Genomic DNA, 15756 nt, shown 5'->3' with positions numbered 1-15756 from the left:
GGTGGTGGCCGYGCCGCCCGTCGCCCCGCCGGTGGTCGTTTCCGAGGTCGCCCCGTCCAAGGCGGCTCCGCCGGCCGGACCGGCGCCCGAAGACGACCCGCCGCCGTGGCACCACGGCGGCGCGGAAGATCGCGATGAGGCGCTGGCGGCGGAAATGGCCAGCCCCGACGCGGCCATGGTCGCGCCCTGGGAAGCACCGGCGGCACGTCAGGCGGCGCCTGCGCCTGTGGCCGCCCCGTCGCCGACACCCCGCCCGCAGGGCATCGCCATCGCTCCGTCGGCCGCCCCGTCCCAGGCTGCTGCGGCAGGTGAACCTATCGCGCTGGCCTCGCCGGAAGCCTGGCTGGAACTGGTCGCCCAGAGCCAGCTCAACGGTCCGTCGCGGCAGCTGGCCGCGCACGCAGCGTTCATCAGTTTTCAGCAGGGTGTCTTGAAACTGGCGGTATCGCCCGGATTTGAGTACCTGTGTTCGGACCGTTCGCTGGCGGCGCTCACCGACGCGCTGTCCGGGCCGCTGGGCCAGACCCCGCGGATCGTGATCGAACATGGCAACGCCGAGGCCGAAACGCTGCACCAGCGTTCCGACCGCCAGCGTGGCGAGCGGCAACAGGCGGCCGAAGCCGCCTTCATGGCCGACCCGCAGGTGCAGCTGCTGATCCAGCAGCACGGCGCCCGGGTCGTGGCCGATTCCATCCGTCCTTTTGATGAGTAAAGAACCATGCGCGGCAACATCGCCCAATTGATGCAGCAGGCCCAGAAGATGCAGGAAAACCTGCAGAAGGCCCAGGAAGAACTCGCCAAGCTGGAAGTCACCGGCAGCGCCGGCGGCGGCATGGTCAGCGTGACCCTGACCGGTGCCAAGGAGTGCCGCAAGGTGCGTATCGATCCGTCGATCCTGGGCGATGCGGAAATGACTGAAGACCTGGTGGCGGCCGCGTTCAACGATGCCTCCAACAAGATCGATGCCGAGTCGAAGAACCGCATGGGTTCGGCCACGGCCGGCATGCAGTTGCCGCCGGGCATGAAGCTGCCGTTCTGAGCCAGTACCCGCGCCGGGCACTGCCCGGTGCCATGCTGGCGACCGCGACGCGAAGCCTTGTCGGCTTCGCGCGCTTGTTTCTGAGATGAGCACACCGCCATGAGCCTGCCCCTGCTCGAACAATTGATCGAGGCCTTCCGGGTGTTGCCGGGCGTGGGCCAGAAGACTGCCCAACGCATGGCCTACCACGTGCTCGAGCGCGAACGGGTGGGCGGCCAGAAGCTGGCCGAGGTGCTGGCCAAGGCGATCGAACGCATCGGCCATTGCGCGCAGTGCCGCGATTTCAGCGAGACCGAGATCTGCGCGGTGTGCGCCAACGGCAGTCGTGAGCGGCAGCAGCTGTGCGCGGTGGAGTCCCCGGCCGATCGCCTGGCGATCGAACACGCCACCGGATTCCGGGGCGTGTACTTCGTACTGCAGGGGCGTCTGTCGCCGCTGGACGGCGTGGGCCCGCGCGAACTGGGTCTGGATCAGCTGGAAGCACGCCTGCAGCAGGGTGAGGTGCAGGAGCTGATCATTGCCACCAGCGCCACGGTCGAAGGCGAAGCCACCGCGCATTACCTGGCGCAGCTGGCGCGCACGCACAAGGTGCGCCCGAGCCGATTGGCCCAGGGCCTGCCGCTGGGCGGCGAGCTGGAATACGTGGACCGTGGCACGCTCTCGCACGCCTTCGGTACGCGCACCGAAGTGCAGGAATGACGCCAGGCGACCGGTCGACAATGTCGAGCATCCACGCGTAAAGCCGACCCATGGCCGGCTGGCCACGTGATGCATCCACACGGTAGAGCCGACCCGTGGTCGGCTGCCCACGCGATGCATCCACACGGTAGAGCCGAGCCATGGTCGGCTGGCCATGCGATGCATCCACATGGTAGAGCCGACCCATGGCCGGCTGGCCACGCGATGCATCCACACGGTAGAGCCGAGCCATGGTCGGCTGCCCGCGCAAGGCGCGGCAATGATCCCGGCGATCATCCGCGCTAAGCTCCAGCCCCCTGTTCAAAACGGTGCCCCATGAGCCAAGACACCCTGTTCGGCAAGATCATCTGCCGCGAAATCCCGGCCAGCATCGTCTATGAAGACGACGAAGTGCTCGGCTTCAAGGACATCGCCCCGCAGGCGCCGGTGCATGTGCTGTTCATTCCCAAGAACGAGGCGATTCCGACCCTGGACGACGTGCAGCCGTCGCAGGCGCACCTGATCGGCAAGCTGGCCCTGGCCGCGGCCGACTACGCGCGTCAGGAAGGATTCGCGCAGGACGGCTACCGGATCGTCATGAACTGCCGCGAGCATGCCGGGCAGACCGTGTTCCACATCCACCTGCACCTGCTGGCCGGCGCGCCGCTGGGCCACTTCGGAACGCCCAACGCCTGACGCGCCAAGGGCGAGGGTGCCAGGTAGAGCCACCCCGCGGGTGGCTGCGCGACGCCTGATCGGAAGGGAGCCACCCATGGGGTGGCTCTACCGGGGAGCAAAGAAAAAACCGCCCTTCGGCGGCTTTTTCTTCAAGGCATACCGACCAACGGTCGGTACCTAGCCAGTTACCACCAGCCCCAGCCGCGGTAGCCCCAACCCGGGCCCCAGCCCGGACCGCCCCAAGGGCCGTACGGGTAGGCCGGCACCACATCGACCTGGCGCACTTCCGGCCACAGGTAGATGACGTCGGCATCCAGCTTGGGCAGGCGGTAGTCGTACTCGCCGATGCGGGTGTTCTCGTAGCCGGCGATCTTGCCGATGAAGGTCACATCGCGGCCCGGCTCGAACACGGCCGGATCGTAGAAGCCGGCGCGGCAGGCGATGAATCGGCCGTCGCTGGCGTCGGCCGAGGTGGTGCTCGGGCGGCCGCTGCCGTTGAGCGGGCGCGAGATCAACTGGAAGCAGGTCTGACCCTGCCCCGGATTTGTCTCGATGATGCGTCCGCCCCAGCGCACCGGGGTGCCAACCTGCTGGGTGGGCACCGCATCGCGCGGGCTGACCATGCTGAACTGGCCTTGCAGCGGTTTGGGCGCGGTCGCGCAGGCGGCCAGCGCCAGCGAAGCAGCGAGGGGAAGCAGAATCTGGATCTTCATGGGGATGCTCCGGAGGACGGGCGATGCCTGCGCAGGTCGCGCAATAATGAAGTGAGGTCGACGTCCGCGCCAGCGTAACGCGCGCGAACGAAACGGCTGCTGAGCGACAGCAGCGCCGGATCGGGGCGTTGCCGGTGGATGCGCTCGGCCCACTGGCTGGCAGGTTCGGCAGGGTCGCGGGCCAGGCCGAGTCTGGCGTAGCGGCGTCCCAGCCGGTGCCAGGCGCGCAGCAGCGGATCGCGTTCGCGTTCGCCACGGCCCAGCAGCCATGCCATCCACCCTAGCGCGGCCAGTGCGAAGAGGGTGAAAACGACGATCAGCTGCCCCGGCTCGAGCTTGTCGATGCCCAGCGGGCGCAGCAGTTGCTGCTGGCGCGACGCGTCGAAGGACAGCACCAGGTCGTTCCAGCCGCGTCGCAGCCAGTCGCTGGCCTGGCGCAACTGCATCCAGCGGCCTTCCAGGGTGCTTACGTCACCGCCAGCCTGCAGACGGTCTTCCAGGGTGTCGTAGATGCGTTCGGGCGCAACTGCGGCGGTCGGGTCCACGCGCACCCAGCCGCGTCCGGGCAACCACACTTCCGCCCAGGCGTGGGCATCCATGCGCCGCACCACCCAGTAGTCGCCGTAGCGGTTGCGGGTGCCACCGGCAAAGCCGGTCACTACCCGCGCGGGAATGCCGGCGTTGCGCATCAGCACCACGAAGGAGGAGCTGAAGTGCTGGCAGTAGCCGGCCTGCTGGTCGAACAGGAATGCATCCACGCCATCACGTCCCGGCAGGGGCGTGTCCAGGGTGTAGGCAAAGCGCGCGCGGATCCATCCCAGCGCACGGTTCACGATCGCGGCGTCGTCATTGCCGGCCTCGGCGCGCCACTGGTGGGCCAGCGTGGCGGTGCGCGGATTGAAGCCCGCCGGCAACTGCAGCGCCTGTTGCCGCTGGTAGCGCGACAGGTCATTGGCATAGGCGGTGGCCGGTGCTGACTGCATCCGCCAGCGGGTCAGTGCAGTGAGGCTGCTGCGGCTGCGCAGGCTGTGGTCGGCATCCAGGTCGCTGCCAGGCGGTGCCAGCAGCGGCAGGTCCAGCGCCACCAGCTGCCGGCGGTCGGTGGGTTCGTAGTCGATCTGGTAGTCCCAGCGTGGACCGCCCTGGGTGACCGCCGGTGGCGGCCGGCTCTGGCTGCCACGGTCGCGCTCCCAGACCCGGCCATCGAAGTGGGTCATCACCGGGCCACGCCAGTAACGCTGCTGCGGTGCCGGCACGGTGCCGTAGAACTGCACACGTAGCGCCGGGCTGTCGTCGGCCATCAGGTCCAGCCATTGGCTCGGGTCCATCCGGTCGGACAGCCCCGGTTTGCCGACCGCGCGTTCGGGGATGCCCCACAACGGTTCGGCCAGCCGCGGGAACAGCCAGAACCCGGCCAGCGCCAGCGGCAAACCGAGCGCGATCAGCCGCCCGACACTGCGCATCTGGCCGCCCAGGCGTGGGCTCGGGGCCTGGCCTTCGGCATGCGCCAGGCGCTGCAGCGCCAGCAAGACGGTCAGCGCAGCCAGTACCGCCAGGCCCATGGTGAGCGGGCCCTGGTCCAGCAGGAACGCGGCGAACGGTGCGAACAACGCGAAACCAAGCAGGCTGCGGGCATCGCGCAAGCTGCGCAGCTCGCTGGATTTGAGGGCCAGCATCGCCGCCAGCAGCGCGCAGCCGGTATCGCGGCCGGGGCGGGCGCCCATCTGCCAGTAAATGGCCGCGAGCATGCCCATGACCAGCAGCAGCCGCACCGGCGCGGGCAGCACACGCTGGCGCGATATCAGCGCGGTTGCCAGCGCCACCACGCCGATGATGGCCGCAAGCAGATTGGGCAGCTGCAGCAGCAGCGGGACCAGACCGAGCGCGGCGCTGGCCAGGGTCCAGTGACGTGCGCTGGCGCTCAACGCGGGGGAGGTCGGCTCAGCCATGCGGCATCAGCGCCAGTGCGCGCTGGCAGAGGTGGTGGTGGGCACTGCCGTTGCCCGGCCCCAGCACCGGTTGCCCGGGCAACTGCAGGGTGTAGCGGCGGCCGTCGCGTTCGGCCACGTCGACCCAGCGCGCCAGTCGCGCGATGCGCGCTTCGACCGGCAGCGATGACAGCTGCCGCCAGTCCAGCAGCACATCCACGCCGACCGCCTGTTCGTACTCGCGCACCAGCAGGGTGTCGCGTCGCGCCGAATGCTTCCAGGCGATGCTGCGTTGTGGGTCGCCCGCGCGGTACGGGCGCAACTGGTGCAGCTCATCGCCGTTGGCACGCACGCGGGTATGCAGGGGATCGCCGCCGCTCTCGGGCAGCGGCGGTGCCTGTGTCGCCGGTGCCGCATACACCAGCAGCGGTGCATCCGGCCACACCCACGACCACGCCCGTACCAGTCCCAGCGGCTGGGTGGTGGAAATCCGGATCCGCTCCAGGTCGAGCCAGCCGCGGCGTTCGGTGGGCAGCATCAGGTCCACTTCGATCTGCTCACTGTCGATCAGATGGCCGAACACGACGGCCTGCGCATGCGCCACTTCCAGTCCGCGACGCGCGCGTGCATCGCGGCGCGACAGGCTGATGCGCAGGCGCATCGGCTGCCCGGCGTGGACCGGCTCGGCCGAGACCGCATCGATCTGCAGGTCCGACAGCTGCAGGTGCGCGCTGATGGTGCTGGCAATGGCCACGGTGGCCAGCAGCAGGGCCAACAGCATCGCCGGGTTGTTGTTGTAGTTCAGCGCGCCCAGCAGCATCGCCGCCAGCAGCGCGGCCACGAACAGGCCGAAACGGGTGGGCAGCACGTAGATGCGGCGCCGGTCCAGCCGGCGTGGCAACGCCTCCGGCTGGCGCGGTCGCGTGTAGGGCCGGCCGTTGGCCGGCAACATCGCATGCTTCAAGCGGTCTCCCCAGCCGCGGCGCATGCTCAATCCACCGGCACGGTCTGGAGGATCGCGCGGGCCAGCGCCGGCCCGGTGTTGGCCTCGGCCTCGGGCACCAGGCGGTGGCCGGCGACGGCCACGAACAAGGTCTGCACGTCCTCGGGCACCACATGCGTGCGCCCCAGCAGCAGGGCATGCGCCTTGGCCGCGCGCAGCAGCGCCAGCCCGGCGCGCGGCGACAGCCCCACGCGCACGCCCGCATGCTGCCGGCTGCGGGTCAGCAGCGCCTGCACGTAATGCACCAGTGCCTCGCTGGCATGCACCTGGATGGCCGCCTCGCGCAGCGTGCGCACCTGCGCATCGTCCAGCCGCGGGGTGGCCTGGGCGATCAGATGGCGGCGGTCGATGCCGCGCAGCAGTTCGCGTTCGGATTCGGCATTGGGGTAGCCCAGCGCCAGCCGCAGCAGGAACCGATCCAGCTGCGAATCCGGCAGCGGGAACGTACCCGACAGATCCACCGGATTCTGGGTGGCGATCACGAAGAACGGATCGGGCAGCGGGTGGGTCACCCCGTCCAGCGTCACCTGCTGCTCGGCCATCGCTTCGAGCAGGGCGCTCTGGGTGCGTGGCGGCGCGCGGTTGATTTCATCGGCCAGCAGCACGTGGGTGAAGACCGGGCCCGGATGGAACTGGAACTGACGACTGGCCGCCTCGTAAACCGAGACGCCGAGCACATCGGCAGGCAGCAGGTCGGAGGTGAACTGCACGCGCTGGAAGCCCAGTCCCAGGCTGGAAGCCATCGCATGGGCCAGCGTGGTCTTGCCCAGGCCGGGCAGGTCTTCGATCAGCAGGTGGCCGCCGGACAGCAGCGCGACGAACGCCAGCCGCACTTCGTGCGCCTTGCCCAGGACCAGGCCATTGACCTGGTCCTGGGCGCTGCGAAGAGCCTGTCGCAGTACATCGGTTAGCATGGCTGGCACGTGGGGCGAATTTTCCATGTCCGTCTCGTGTCGATGTTCCTTTCGATTCTATAGAGCAATGCAGGGCGAACAACGCGCACGCACAATTTTTCTGCTGTTGTGGACGCTGATCACCGCAGTGAAGCTGGTGGTCGCCGCGCGTCTGCCGTTGTTCGTGGACGAGGCTTTCTACTGGCAGGAAGGCCAGCACCTGGCCGCGGCCTACTCCGATCTTCCCGGGCTGACGGCCTGGTTGTCGCGGCTCGGCGTGGAACTGGGCGGCACGCATGTACTGGCCCTGCGCCTGCCGTTCCTGGCCATCGGTGCGGCATTGCCGTGGCTGGTGTCCCGCATCGCTGCGCGCTGGTTCGGTGCGGTGGCCGGTTGGCAGGCCGGCAGCCTGACCGTTTTGATGCCGCTGTCGGGCACGCTGGGCATGCTGGCGGTGCCGGATGTGCCGATGGCGCTGGCCGCAGTGCTGTGCCTGGATGCCGGCGCACGCCTGCTGCGTACCGTCGATGCCGCCTCTGCGGTGAAGCTGGGGCTGGGCCTGACCATTGGCGCGCTCAGCCATTACCGTTTCATCGGCGTGATCGTGGTTGGCTTCATCGCGCTGCTGCTGTTGCCACAGGGCCGGCGCATGCTGCGCGATCCGCGGGTGTGGGTGGCGCTGGCGGTGGGTGTGCTGGCGTGGTTGCCGCTGCTGTCGTGGAATGCGGACAACCATGATGCCGGGCTGAAATTCCAGGTGGTCGAACGCCATCCGTGGGCATTCGAGTGGAGCGGTCTGTGGTTCCTGGTGATCCAGCCGATGCTGGTCACCCCGATCCTGTGCATGGCGATGTGGAAGGTGGCACTGGCCGGTACCCGCTCCGGCGGTGGGGCGCGCGCGCAGTGGCGTTACTTCGGCCTGGTCGGTGCGGTGTCGACGCTGTCGATCTTCGGCCTGGGCTTCTTCACCGACGTGGAGCGCATCAGCTTCCACTGGCCGTTGCCGGGCTACCTGGCGCTGCTGGTGGCGGTGCCGGTGGTGCTCAACGGATGGCCGCGCTGGTTGCGCCGCACCGGTTGGTGGCTGGCCGGAGGCGGGTTGGCGCTGGCGTTCGGCTACTACCTGATGGCGTCCACGCCGAGCCTGCGCGAGCAGTTGGCGGGGGACAAATACTATCCGCGCAACTTCGCCGGTTGGGAGCCACTGGCGGCGGCGGTGCGCGACGAGCTGAAGACCATGCCGCCCGGTACCCGCGTGCTCGCCGGCAACTTCAAGGTGGGCGCCGAGCTGGGCTTCCAGCTGCGGGATCCGTCGATCGACGTGCTGCGCCATCCGCTCAACGACAAGCACGGCCGCACCGCGCAGCTCGGGCTGTGGGGGCTGCTGCACGAGGGCCCGCGCAAAACACCGATGCTGCTGGTGCTGTCGCCCAGCGACCAGCGTTACCGCGACCTGCTGCAGCGTTATCACGAGGTCTGCGCACAGGTAGGGCCATTGCCGCCGCCGCGCGTGGTCAGCAACGACCATGGCTTCCAGCGGTTCCTGCTGTTCAAGCTGCCGGCCGGGCAGGCCTCCGGGCCCTGCGTGACCCCGGCGATGGCCTGGATCGACACGCCGCAACCCAACGCGCACGTCAACGGACTGCTCGACGTGCGTGGCTGGGCATTCAAGGACGGGGTGGGGCTGTCGCGGGTGGACGTGCTGGTCGATGGCAAGCCGGCTGCCGAGGCCACCTATGGCCGCGCCTACGACATCACCAGTTTCTGGACGATCTCCAACGACCCGCAGCATCCCAACGTGGGCTTCGACGCGCGCATCGATACGCGCGCGCTGGCCCCGGGCAAGCACTGGCTGGGCCTGCGGCTGCATGGCCGCGATGGCAGCGTCGAGACGTGGCAGGAACAGGCGCTGCAGGTGCCCGAGCGCTGAGTGCGGCGGGTGGATGCGGGCTCAGGGCAGGGTGTAGCCCGCCTGGCGCAGCAGTTGGCTCAGTGCGATCAGGGGCAGCCCGACCAGCGCGGTCGGGTCGCGGTTCTCGATTGCCTCGAACAGGCTGATGCCCAGGCCTTCACATTTGAAGCTGCCGGCGCAGTCCAACGGCTGCTCGACGGCCACGTAGCGCGCGATTTCAGCCGCATCCAGGACACGGAAGTGCACCCGGGTCAGGTCGCAGGCCTGCAGGACCTCGCCGTCGCGCATCAGGCTGATGGCGGTATGGAACTGGACCACCTGCCCGGACATCGCGGCCAGCTGCGCCTGCGCACGCTCGGCCGTGCCCGGCTTGCCCAGCGGGGCGCCGTTCAGTTCCGCCACCTGGTCCGAGCCGATCACCCAGCGGCCGGGATGGGCCCGGGCGACCGCCTCGGCCTTGGCCCGCGCCAGGCGCACCGCCATGACCCGCGGGGCTTCGTCCGGGTACGGGGTCTCATCCACGTCGGGGCGGGCGGTCTCCAAGGGCAGGCCGAGGCGCTCCAGCAATTGGCGGCGGTAGCGGGAGGTAGAGGCAAGCAGCAGCGGTGTCATGCGACAATACCGGTCACGGGAGGCCGGCAGTCTGGGCCCTTCCGGCGGGGATCGGCAACCTGACTGCGCAGGTATTTGACAGCGGCCCGGACGATCCTTAACATTCAGCGGCTTATGTCCGCAAACGTGCCCGAAATGCTGGATGCTTGGCGGATGGTTGCAGCGCGAAGGCGCTTCGACGGCCAGGTGAATCTAGCGCAATTGACTCGCCTGCAAGGCCTTGTCGCCGATACCGAAGGAACGTGCACCTATGCACTGGAATTCGCGCACGACGACATCCTGCGGGTATCCTATGTGGAACTGTCCATCGACACCGCGTTGCCGCTGATCTGTCAGCGCAGCCTGCAGCGATTCCTGTTGCCGGTTTCGATGGTGCAGCGTCTCGGCCTGATCCGCAGCGAAGAGGAAGAGTCCTCGCTGCCGGAAGGGTGGGAGCCGTGGCTCGTGCCGGAAGACGGCATGCTGCGACCGCTGGAACTGGTCGAGGACGAACTCGTTCTGGCCGTGCCCGTCGTGCCGTTGTCTCCCGATGGTGAGGCCGTGGACCAGGACTGGGCACCGACCGAAGAAGAAATCAGCAAGGCCAATCCGTTCGCGGCGTTGGCGGCACTGAAAAAACAATAGCAGCCGGATTGTCGTCGGCGGCTGCGGCGAAAGCGAAAACTGTGCTGGGCGCTGGCGTCCTGCGCGACGATACGACGAAGCAAAACGAACCGAGTTTGGAGCAATCCCATGGCTGTGCAGAAATCCCGTGTCACCCCGTCCCGCCGCGGTATGCGCCGTGCGCATGACGCCCTGAGCGCCAAGCAGCTGTCCACCGATCCGACCACCGGTGAAGTGCATCTGCGTCACCACATCACCGCTGACGGTTTCTACCGTGGCAAGAAGGTGATCACGACCAAGTCGAACTCGGCCGTCGAAGAAGATTGATTCGTGAGGGCCGCTGCCCGGTCGGGCAGCGGCCTTTACTCCTTTCTTCCCGGCTGTCACTGTTGACGGCCGTGTACAGCAGGACATGCAATGAGCAAGCGGATCTACTCGAGGATCGCGGGCACTGGTAGTTATTTGCCCGAAAAAGTGTTGACCAACCAGGATCTGGAGAAAATGGTCGACACCAGCGATGAGTGGATTCAATCGCGCACCGGTATTCGTGAACGGCACATCGCGGCCGAGAATGAGACCACCAGCGACCTCGGCTACCACGCCGCGGTACGTGCGCTTGAAGCGGCCGGTATCGACGCTTCGCAGCTCGACATGATCGTGGTGGGTACCACCACGCCTGATCTGATTTTCCCGTCCACCGCGTGCCTGATCCAGGCCAAGCTCGGTGCGACCGGCTGCCCCGCTTTCGACGTCAACGCGGCCTGTTCGGGCTTCGTGTTCGCGTTGAGCGTGGCCGACAAATTCATTCGCTCCGGTGATGCACGGCATGTGCTGGTCATCGGTGCGGAAACCCTGACCCGGATCGTTGACTGGACCGAGCGCACCACCTGCGTGCTGTTCGGCGATGGTGCCGGCGCGGTCGTGCTCAAGGCCGACGAAGAGACCGGCATCCTCAGTACCCACCTGCATTCGGACGGCAGCAAGAAAGAGCTGCTGTGGAATCCGGTCGGTGTGTCGGCCGGTTTCGGCGAGGGCGAAAACGCCCGTGGCGCGATCCTGATGAAGGGCAACGACGTGTTCAAGTACGCCGTCAAGGCGCTGGACTCGGTCGTGGATGAAACCCTGGAAGCCAATGCGCTGACCAAGGACGACCTGGACTGGCTGATTCCGCACCAGGCCAACCTGCGCATCATCGAAGCCACGGCCAAGCGCCTGGAGATGTCGATGGACCAGGTGGTGGTGACGGTGGACAAGCACGGCAACACCTCCTCGGCGTCGGTGCCGATGGCGCTGGACGTGGCGGTTCGCTCCGGTCGCGTCGAGCGCGGCCAGTTGCTGTTGCTGGAAGCGTTCGGCGGTGGCTTCACGTGGGGTTCGGCGCTGCTGCGCTATTGATAGTGCTGGTTACGACAGCGTGACGTTGTCGTTACGGCCCCTTTTGGGGCCGTCTGCATTTCAGGAGATCCGTCATGGTTGAGCCCATCGTCATTGAAGGGCAACGCGCCTGGCTGAAGCAGTACGGCGAAGGAAGCCGCGCAGTCGCCTTGGGCCTGCTCAATTTCGTTGCACACCGTTTCCAGCTGGATGCCTTGCGTCCGCCGCCGCACCGTGGCGGTGACGCGGCCAGGAAGACCGAAGCGCGTCGCCTGGCGGAGCTGTCTGCGCAGGGGGTGAACGTGCCGCACGTGATCGGCAGCGGTCACGCGGCGCTGGTGCTGGAGGACAACGGCAGTTCGTTCAATACCTGCCTGCGGCAGGCCGACGAGACCGGCCGTGACCGGCTGGTGTCGGCGGCGATGCAGGCGATCGCTGCTGCGCATGGCAAGGGCGCGTATTTCGGCCAGCCGTTGCCGCGCAATCTGACTTGGGACGGCACGCGGGTGGGGTTCATCGATTTCGAGGAAGACCCGCTGGAAGTGATGGCGCTGGACCAGGCGCAGGCGCGCGATTGGCTGATGTTCGGCTATGGGGTGGCCAAGTATTACGAGGACCGTCCGCAGCGGCTGCAGCAGCTGATGTCCGAGGCGATGGACGGGGTGCAGGCGCCGGTGCTGGCGCACGCGCACGCGGTCTCCGGGCGGTTGCAGGGTCTGGCGCGGGCGAGCATGAAGCTCGGCCGGTCGGCGCGGTCGCTGGCACACGCGATCCTGATCGTGCACGGGGCCACGACGCTGGGCATGCTGATGCTGGCGGTGATCTGCTTCGACTTCTTCTCCGACGGCGACTTGGACATTCTGCAGTTGCTGGTGTGATCGGGGTTTTCTTTTTCAGGGGCAAGGCTGTGGAGCTGGAGCCGAAGCTCAAGCCGAAGCCGAAGCCGAAGCCGAAGCCGAAGCCGAAGCCGAAGCCGAAGCCGAAGCCGAAGCGTCATTGCTCGTGGTCCCGTGTTCGGGCCGGTGTGGGTGGGTTGGCGGGACACGCTGCAAGTACGTCCCTGTAAGCTCGCGTGCGCCATCCATGGCGCCCGACGGTCCCGCCAACCCACCCACACCGACCCCCGACAGTGGGTCGGTGCTGGTGGGTGATCAACGGCACTTCGCCTCGGCTTCGCCGAATCTCAGCACGGCAGGCCTGCCCGTCATTTGGGGAGAGGGTAGTGCCGAGCCATGCTCGGCACCTCCAACCCGAAACGAAGGACGCTGCTTCACTCTGGATCTCGCCTGCGCACCGGCCATGACTGCAAGGGCCGGCGTGGGTGGGCGATCAACGGCACTTCGCCTCGGCTTCGCCGAATCTCAGCACGGCAGGCCTGCCCGTCATTTGGGGAGAGGGTAGTGCCGAGCCATGCTCGGCACCTCCAACCCGAAACGAAGGACGCTGCTCCACTCTGGATCTCGCCTGCGCACCGGCCAGGACTGCAAGGGCCGGCGTGGGTGGGTGATCAACGGCGCTTCGCCTCAGCCCCGCCGAGTCTCAGCAAGGCATGCCTGCCCGTCATTCTGGGCAGAGGGTAGTGCCGAGCCATGCTCGGCACCTCCAGCCCCAAACGAAGGCCGCTGCTCCACTCTGGATCTCGCCTGCACACCGGGCATGGCTGCAAGGGTCGGTGCTGGTGGGCGATCAATGTCACTTCGCCTCAGCGTTGCCGGGTCTCAGCAAGGCAGGCCTGCCCGTCATTTAAGAAGAGGGTAGTGCCGAGCCATGCTCGGCACCTCCAACCCAAACGAAGGCCGCTGCCCGGCGTTGGTCTTTCCAGGCGTGCCGACCATCCTCGGCAGGACAGGGCAGGGCTGGGGTGGGGGCCGCGGTGCGGGACCGTCATGCGCCATGGATGGCGCATGCGAGCCCCCAGGGATGGATTCTCGGCGTGTCCCGCACCCCGGTCCGCCCCAGCCCTCTCCCCGATGGTGCGGGCGCGTTTTTGACCTTCGCGCCCGCTTCAGCGCGGCCAATAACCCCTCGCCACATACGCGCCAGTACAGACGCAGGGCGGTGTTCGGCCTTATCATTCGCCGTTCGATTTTTGCAGGCGGATGACCGCGTGACCGATTCCAATCTCGCATTCGTATTCCCCGGCCAGGGGTCGCAGTCGCTGGGCATGCTCGCCGAACTGGCCGAGCTGCACCCGCAGGTCCGCGATGCCTTCACCGAGGCCTCCGACGGCGCCGGTGTCGACCTGTGGGCGCTGTCGCAGGGCGGTCCCGAGGAAATGCTCAACCGCACCGAATACACCCAGCCGGCCCTGCTGGCCGCCAGCATTGGCGTGTGGCGCGTCTGGAATGCGGTGGGGGGTGCCAAGCCCGCCGTCCTTGCCGGTCACAGCCTGGGCGAGTACACCGCCCTGGTCGCCGCTGGCGCCCTCACCCTGCACGACGGCGCCCATCTGGTGCGCCTGCGCGGGCAGCTGATGCAGGACGCTGCCCCGGCCGGTGTCGGCGCGATGGCCGCCGTGCTCGGCGCCGAGGACGCCCTGGTCCAGGAGGTCTGCGTGCAGGCCGCCGGCAGCCAGGTGGTGGTCCCGGCCAACTTCAACTCCCCCGGTCAGATCGTCATCGGTGGCGACGCCGCTGCGGTGGACCGCGCGCTGGCGTTGCTGGCCGAGAAGGGCGTGCGCAAGGCGGTCAAGCTGGCCGTCAGCGTGCCCTCGCACACCCCGTTGATGCGCGAAGCCGCCAACCGCCTGGCCGAAACCATGGCCGGGCTGGACTGGCGCGCCCCGGCGCTGCCGGTGGTGCAGAACGTCGATGCCCGCGTGCATGACGGCATCGACGCCATCCGCCAGGCGCTGGTCCAGCAGCTGTACCTGCCGGTCCAGTGGACCGGCTGCGTACAGGCGCTGGCCGCCCGTGGCGTCACCCGCGTTGCCGAGTGCGGCCCGGGCAAGGTGCTGAGCGGATTGATCAAGCGCATCGACAAATCGCTGGACGCGCGCACACTGTCCACGCCCGCCGATTTCGAGGCTGCCCGCGAAACCTGGGCTGCCTGATCCTTCGACCGCGTTCGCGTCGCCCTGCCTTCGGGCCGGGCGCGTGGATCGGTCCCGTTCGAGGAACTACAGATGAGCAAGCCCCTTCAGGGTGAAATCGCACTGGTGACCGGCGCCAGCCGTGGCATCGGCGCCGCCATTGCCGACGCACTGGCCGCGCAGGGCGCGACCGTCATCGGCACTGCCACCACCGACGCCGGCGCTGCTGCGATCGGCGAGCGCCTGGCCGCTGCCGGCGGCCATGGCCGCGCGCTGAACGTGACCGACGCTGCTGCGCTGGACGCGGTGCTGGACGGCATCGCCAAGGAGTTCGGCGCCATCACCATCCTGGTCAACAATGCCGGCATCACCCGCGACAACCTGCTGCTGCGCATGAAGGAAGAGGACTGGCAGGCCATCCTGGACACCAACCTGACCAGCGTGTTCCGCACCTCCAAGGCGGTCATCCGCGGCATGATGAAGGCACGCCGTGGCCGCATCATCAACATCGCTTCGGTGATCGGCGTGACCGGCAATGCCGGCCAGGCCAACTATGCCGCCGCCAAGGCCGGCATCATTGCGTTCTCCAAGTCGCTGGCCAAGGAAATCGGCTCGCGTGGCATCACCGTCAATGTGGTCGCCCCCGGCTTCATCGACACCGACATGACCAAGGCGTTGCCCGAAGAACAGCGCACCGGCCTGGTCAAGTCCATCGCCCTGGAACGCCTGGGCGAAGCCTCCGACATCGCCAATGCGGTGGCGTTCCTGGCCGGTCCCTCGGCCAGCTACATCACCGGCGAAACCCTCCATGTGAACGGCGGCATGTACATGCCGTAAGCATGTGGCGCACGGACCGCGCCGCAAGTGGTTGATCTGAAAGGTGTTTTGCAGCGATGTAAGGCATCACCGGTTTCCACTACACTATCCCACGGTCATCCATTACCGGATGGCGTCATTTTTGAACCACTACTCCATCTGGAGCGATATCCAATGAGCACCATCGAAGAACGCGTCAAGAAAATCGTCGTCGAACAGCTTGGCGTCAAGGAAGAAGAAGTCACCAACAGCGCATCGTTCGTCGATGACCTGGGCGCTGACTCGCTGGACACCGTTGAACTGGTGATGGCGCTGGAAGAAGAGTTCGAGTGCGAAATCCCGGACGAAGAAGCCGAGAAGATCAGCACCGTCCAGGCTGCAATCGACTACATCAACGCCCACGTCAAGGCTTGATGTCAGGCGGCTTGCGCGCGGCGGTGGCACCTGCCCCAGCCGCGCGCGGCAATCCCATGGGG

Annotated in this window: 17 protein-coding genes; 12 read left to right on the top strand and 5 right to left on the bottom strand. The window is 67.5% G+C overall.

Annotation, left to right across the window (positions count from 1 at the left end; translation table 11 throughout):
* The 4 genes from AC1DR7_RS10695 to AC1DR7_RS10680 form a co-directional block, all read left to right on the top strand.
* Window positions 1-712 (top strand): DNA polymerase III subunit gamma/tau C-terminal domain-containing protein (locus AC1DR7_RS10695; protein WP_478076478.1); only part of this gene is annotated, 712 nt, incomplete at its 5' end.
* A 6-nt stretch (window positions 713-718) separates the two neighbouring features.
* Window positions 719-1039, top strand: a complete 321-nt coding sequence (locus AC1DR7_RS10690) for a YbaB/EbfC family nucleoid-associated protein (protein WP_256775659.1) — start codon at window positions 719-721, stop codon at window positions 1037-1039.
* 99 nt (window positions 1040-1138) lie between these two features.
* Entirely contained in the window at window positions 1139-1738 is a 600-nt protein-coding gene (recR, locus tag AC1DR7_RS10685; protein ID WP_256775660.1) for a recombination mediator RecR, read from the top strand.
* A 315-nt stretch (window positions 1739-2053) separates the two neighbouring features.
* Window positions 2054-2413 (top strand): histidine triad nucleotide-binding protein, encoded by a 360-nt coding sequence (locus AC1DR7_RS10680; RefSeq protein ID WP_457318077.1) that lies wholly within the window; start codon window positions 2054-2056, stop codon window positions 2411-2413.
* 167 nt (window positions 2414-2580) lie between these two features.
* Here the strand turns inward: AC1DR7_RS10680 and AC1DR7_RS10675 are convergent, their stop codons facing one another.
* Genes AC1DR7_RS10675 through AC1DR7_RS10660 form a run of 4 tightly spaced genes read right to left on the bottom strand, consistent with a single transcriptional unit; the run spans window position 2581 to window position 6953 of the window.
* Window positions 2581-3108 carry a Slp family lipoprotein gene (locus tag AC1DR7_RS10675; RefSeq protein ID WP_256775662.1) on the bottom strand — a complete coding sequence of 176 codons (528 nt, stop codon included), beginning with the start codon at window positions 3106-3108 and terminating at the stop codon, window positions 2581-2583.
* On the bottom strand, window positions 3105-5057 hold the full coding sequence (locus AC1DR7_RS10670; RefSeq protein WP_457318076.1) for a transglutaminase TgpA family protein: 1953 nt from the start codon (window positions 5055-5057) through the stop codon (window positions 3105-3107). Before AC1DR7_RS10670 ends, AC1DR7_RS10675 begins: the two co-directional genes overlap by 4 nt.
* Entirely contained in the window at window positions 5050-5988 is a 939-nt protein-coding gene (locus AC1DR7_RS10665) for a DUF58 domain-containing protein (RefSeq protein ID WP_457318087.1), read from the bottom strand. The genes AC1DR7_RS10670 and AC1DR7_RS10665 overlap by 8 nt, the downstream gene beginning before the upstream one ends.
* A 38-nt stretch (window positions 5989-6026) precedes the next feature.
* Entirely contained in the window at window positions 6027-6953 is a 927-nt protein-coding gene (locus AC1DR7_RS10660; RefSeq protein WP_457318075.1) for an AAA family ATPase, read from the bottom strand.
* Between the two features lie 67 nt (window positions 6954-7020).
* On the opposite strand from AC1DR7_RS10660, the gene AC1DR7_RS10655 reads away from it, so the two are divergent.
* Window positions 7021-8862 (top strand): glycosyltransferase family 39 protein, encoded by a 1842-nt coding sequence (locus AC1DR7_RS10655; RefSeq protein ID WP_478051627.1) that lies wholly within the window; start codon window positions 7021-7023, stop codon window positions 8860-8862.
* A 21-nt stretch (window positions 8863-8883) separates the two neighbouring features.
* Here AC1DR7_RS10655 and AC1DR7_RS10650 read toward each other — a convergent pair whose 3' ends face one another.
* Window positions 8884-9456 carry a Maf family protein gene (locus AC1DR7_RS10650; protein ID WP_457318073.1) on the bottom strand — a complete coding sequence of 191 codons (573 nt, stop codon included), beginning with the start codon at window positions 9454-9456 and terminating at the stop codon, window positions 8884-8886.
* Between the two features lie 114 nt (window positions 9457-9570).
* Here AC1DR7_RS10650 and AC1DR7_RS10645 point away from each other — a divergent pair, with 114 nt between their 5' ends.
* The 7 genes from AC1DR7_RS10645 to acpP all read left to right on the top strand — a co-directional run bounded on the left by AC1DR7_RS10645 (window position 9571) and on the right by acpP (window position 15694).
* Entirely contained in the window at window positions 9571-10080 is a 510-nt protein-coding gene (locus tag AC1DR7_RS10645) for a YceD family protein (protein ID WP_256775667.1), read from the top strand.
* Between the two features lie 108 nt (window positions 10081-10188).
* Window positions 10189-10386, top strand: coding sequence for a 50S ribosomal protein L32 (gene rpmF, locus AC1DR7_RS10640; RefSeq protein WP_017357626.1), 198 nt, complete (start codon window positions 10189-10191; stop codon window positions 10384-10386).
* A gap of 90 nt (window positions 10387-10476) precedes the next feature.
* On the top strand, window positions 10477-11454 hold the full coding sequence (locus AC1DR7_RS10635; RefSeq protein ID WP_256775668.1) for a beta-ketoacyl-ACP synthase III: 978 nt from the start codon (window positions 10477-10479) through the stop codon (window positions 11452-11454).
* 74 nt (window positions 11455-11528) lie between these two features.
* The gene (locus AC1DR7_RS10630) at window positions 11529-12311 is read left to right on the top strand and encodes a BUD32 family EKC/KEOPS complex subunit (protein ID WP_256775669.1); all 783 of its coding nucleotides are present in this window, start codon (window positions 11529-11531) and stop codon (window positions 12309-12311) included.
* A 1229-nt stretch (window positions 12312-13540) separates the two neighbouring features.
* On the top strand, window positions 13541-14485 hold the full coding sequence (gene fabD, locus AC1DR7_RS10625) for an ACP S-malonyltransferase (protein ID WP_457319465.1): 945 nt from the start codon (window positions 13541-13543) through the stop codon (window positions 14483-14485).
* A 72-nt stretch (window positions 14486-14557) separates the two neighbouring features.
* On the top strand, window positions 14558-15301 hold the full coding sequence (gene fabG / locus AC1DR7_RS10620; protein ID WP_256775671.1) for a 3-oxoacyl-ACP reductase FabG: 744 nt from the start codon (window positions 14558-14560) through the stop codon (window positions 15299-15301).
* A gap of 153 nt (window positions 15302-15454) precedes the next feature.
* Window positions 15455-15694, top strand: a complete 240-nt coding sequence (gene acpP, locus AC1DR7_RS10615; protein WP_017357544.1) for an acyl carrier protein — start codon at window positions 15455-15457, stop codon at window positions 15692-15694.
* Window positions 15695-15756: the final 62 nt, after the last annotated feature.

The sequence above is a fragment of the Stenotrophomonas sp. P5_A9 genome, from assembly GCF_056400525.1.
The sequence above is the reverse complement of the archived record's forward strand: the minus strand, read 5'-3'. Positions and strand labels throughout refer to the sequence as shown.

Bases quoted from the DNA above. Each gene is read 5' to 3' on its own strand.
- AC1DR7_RS10690 (WP_256775659.1), top strand. From the start codon at position 719: ATGCGCGGCAACATCGCCCAATTGATGCAGCAGGCCCAGAAGATGCAG.
- recR (WP_256775660.1), top strand. From the start codon at position 1,139: ATGAGCCTGCCCCTGCTCGAACAATTGATCGAGGCCTTCCGGGTGTTG.
- AC1DR7_RS10680 (WP_457318077.1), top strand. From the start codon at position 2,054: ATGAGCCAAGACACCCTGTTCGGCAAGATCATCTGCCGCGAAATCCCG.
- AC1DR7_RS10675 (WP_256775662.1), bottom strand. From the start codon at position 3,108: ATGAAGATCCAGATTCTGCTTCCCCTCGCTGCTTCGCTGGCGCTGGCC.
- AC1DR7_RS10670 (WP_457318076.1), bottom strand. From the start codon at position 5,057: ATGGCTGAGCCGACCTCCCCCGCGTTGAGCGCCAGCGCACGTCACTGG.
- AC1DR7_RS10665 (WP_457318087.1), bottom strand. From the start codon at position 5,988: ATGTTGCCGGCCAACGGCCGGCCCTACACGCGACCGCGCCAGCCGGAG.
- AC1DR7_RS10660 (WP_457318075.1), bottom strand. From the start codon at position 6,953: ATGCTAACCGATGTACTGCGACAGGCTCTTCGCAGCGCCCAGGACCAG.
- AC1DR7_RS10655 (WP_478051627.1), top strand. From the start codon at position 7,021: ATGCAGGGCGAACAACGCGCACGCACAATTTTTCTGCTGTTGTGGACG.
- AC1DR7_RS10650 (WP_457318073.1), bottom strand. From the start codon at position 9,456: ATGACACCGCTGCTGCTTGCCTCTACCTCCCGCTACCGCCGCCAATTG.
- AC1DR7_RS10645 (WP_256775667.1), top strand. From the start codon at position 9,571: ATGTCCGCAAACGTGCCCGAAATGCTGGATGCTTGGCGGATGGTTGCA.
- rpmF (WP_017357626.1), top strand. From the start codon at position 10,189: ATGGCTGTGCAGAAATCCCGTGTCACCCCGTCCCGCCGCGGTATGCGC.
- AC1DR7_RS10635 (WP_256775668.1), top strand. From the start codon at position 10,477: ATGAGCAAGCGGATCTACTCGAGGATCGCGGGCACTGGTAGTTATTTG.
- AC1DR7_RS10630 (WP_256775669.1), top strand. From the start codon at position 11,529: ATGGTTGAGCCCATCGTCATTGAAGGGCAACGCGCCTGGCTGAAGCAG.
- fabG (WP_256775671.1), top strand. From the start codon at position 14,558: ATGAGCAAGCCCCTTCAGGGTGAAATCGCACTGGTGACCGGCGCCAGC.
- acpP (WP_017357544.1), top strand. From the start codon at position 15,455: ATGAGCACCATCGAAGAACGCGTCAAGAAAATCGTCGTCGAACAGCTT.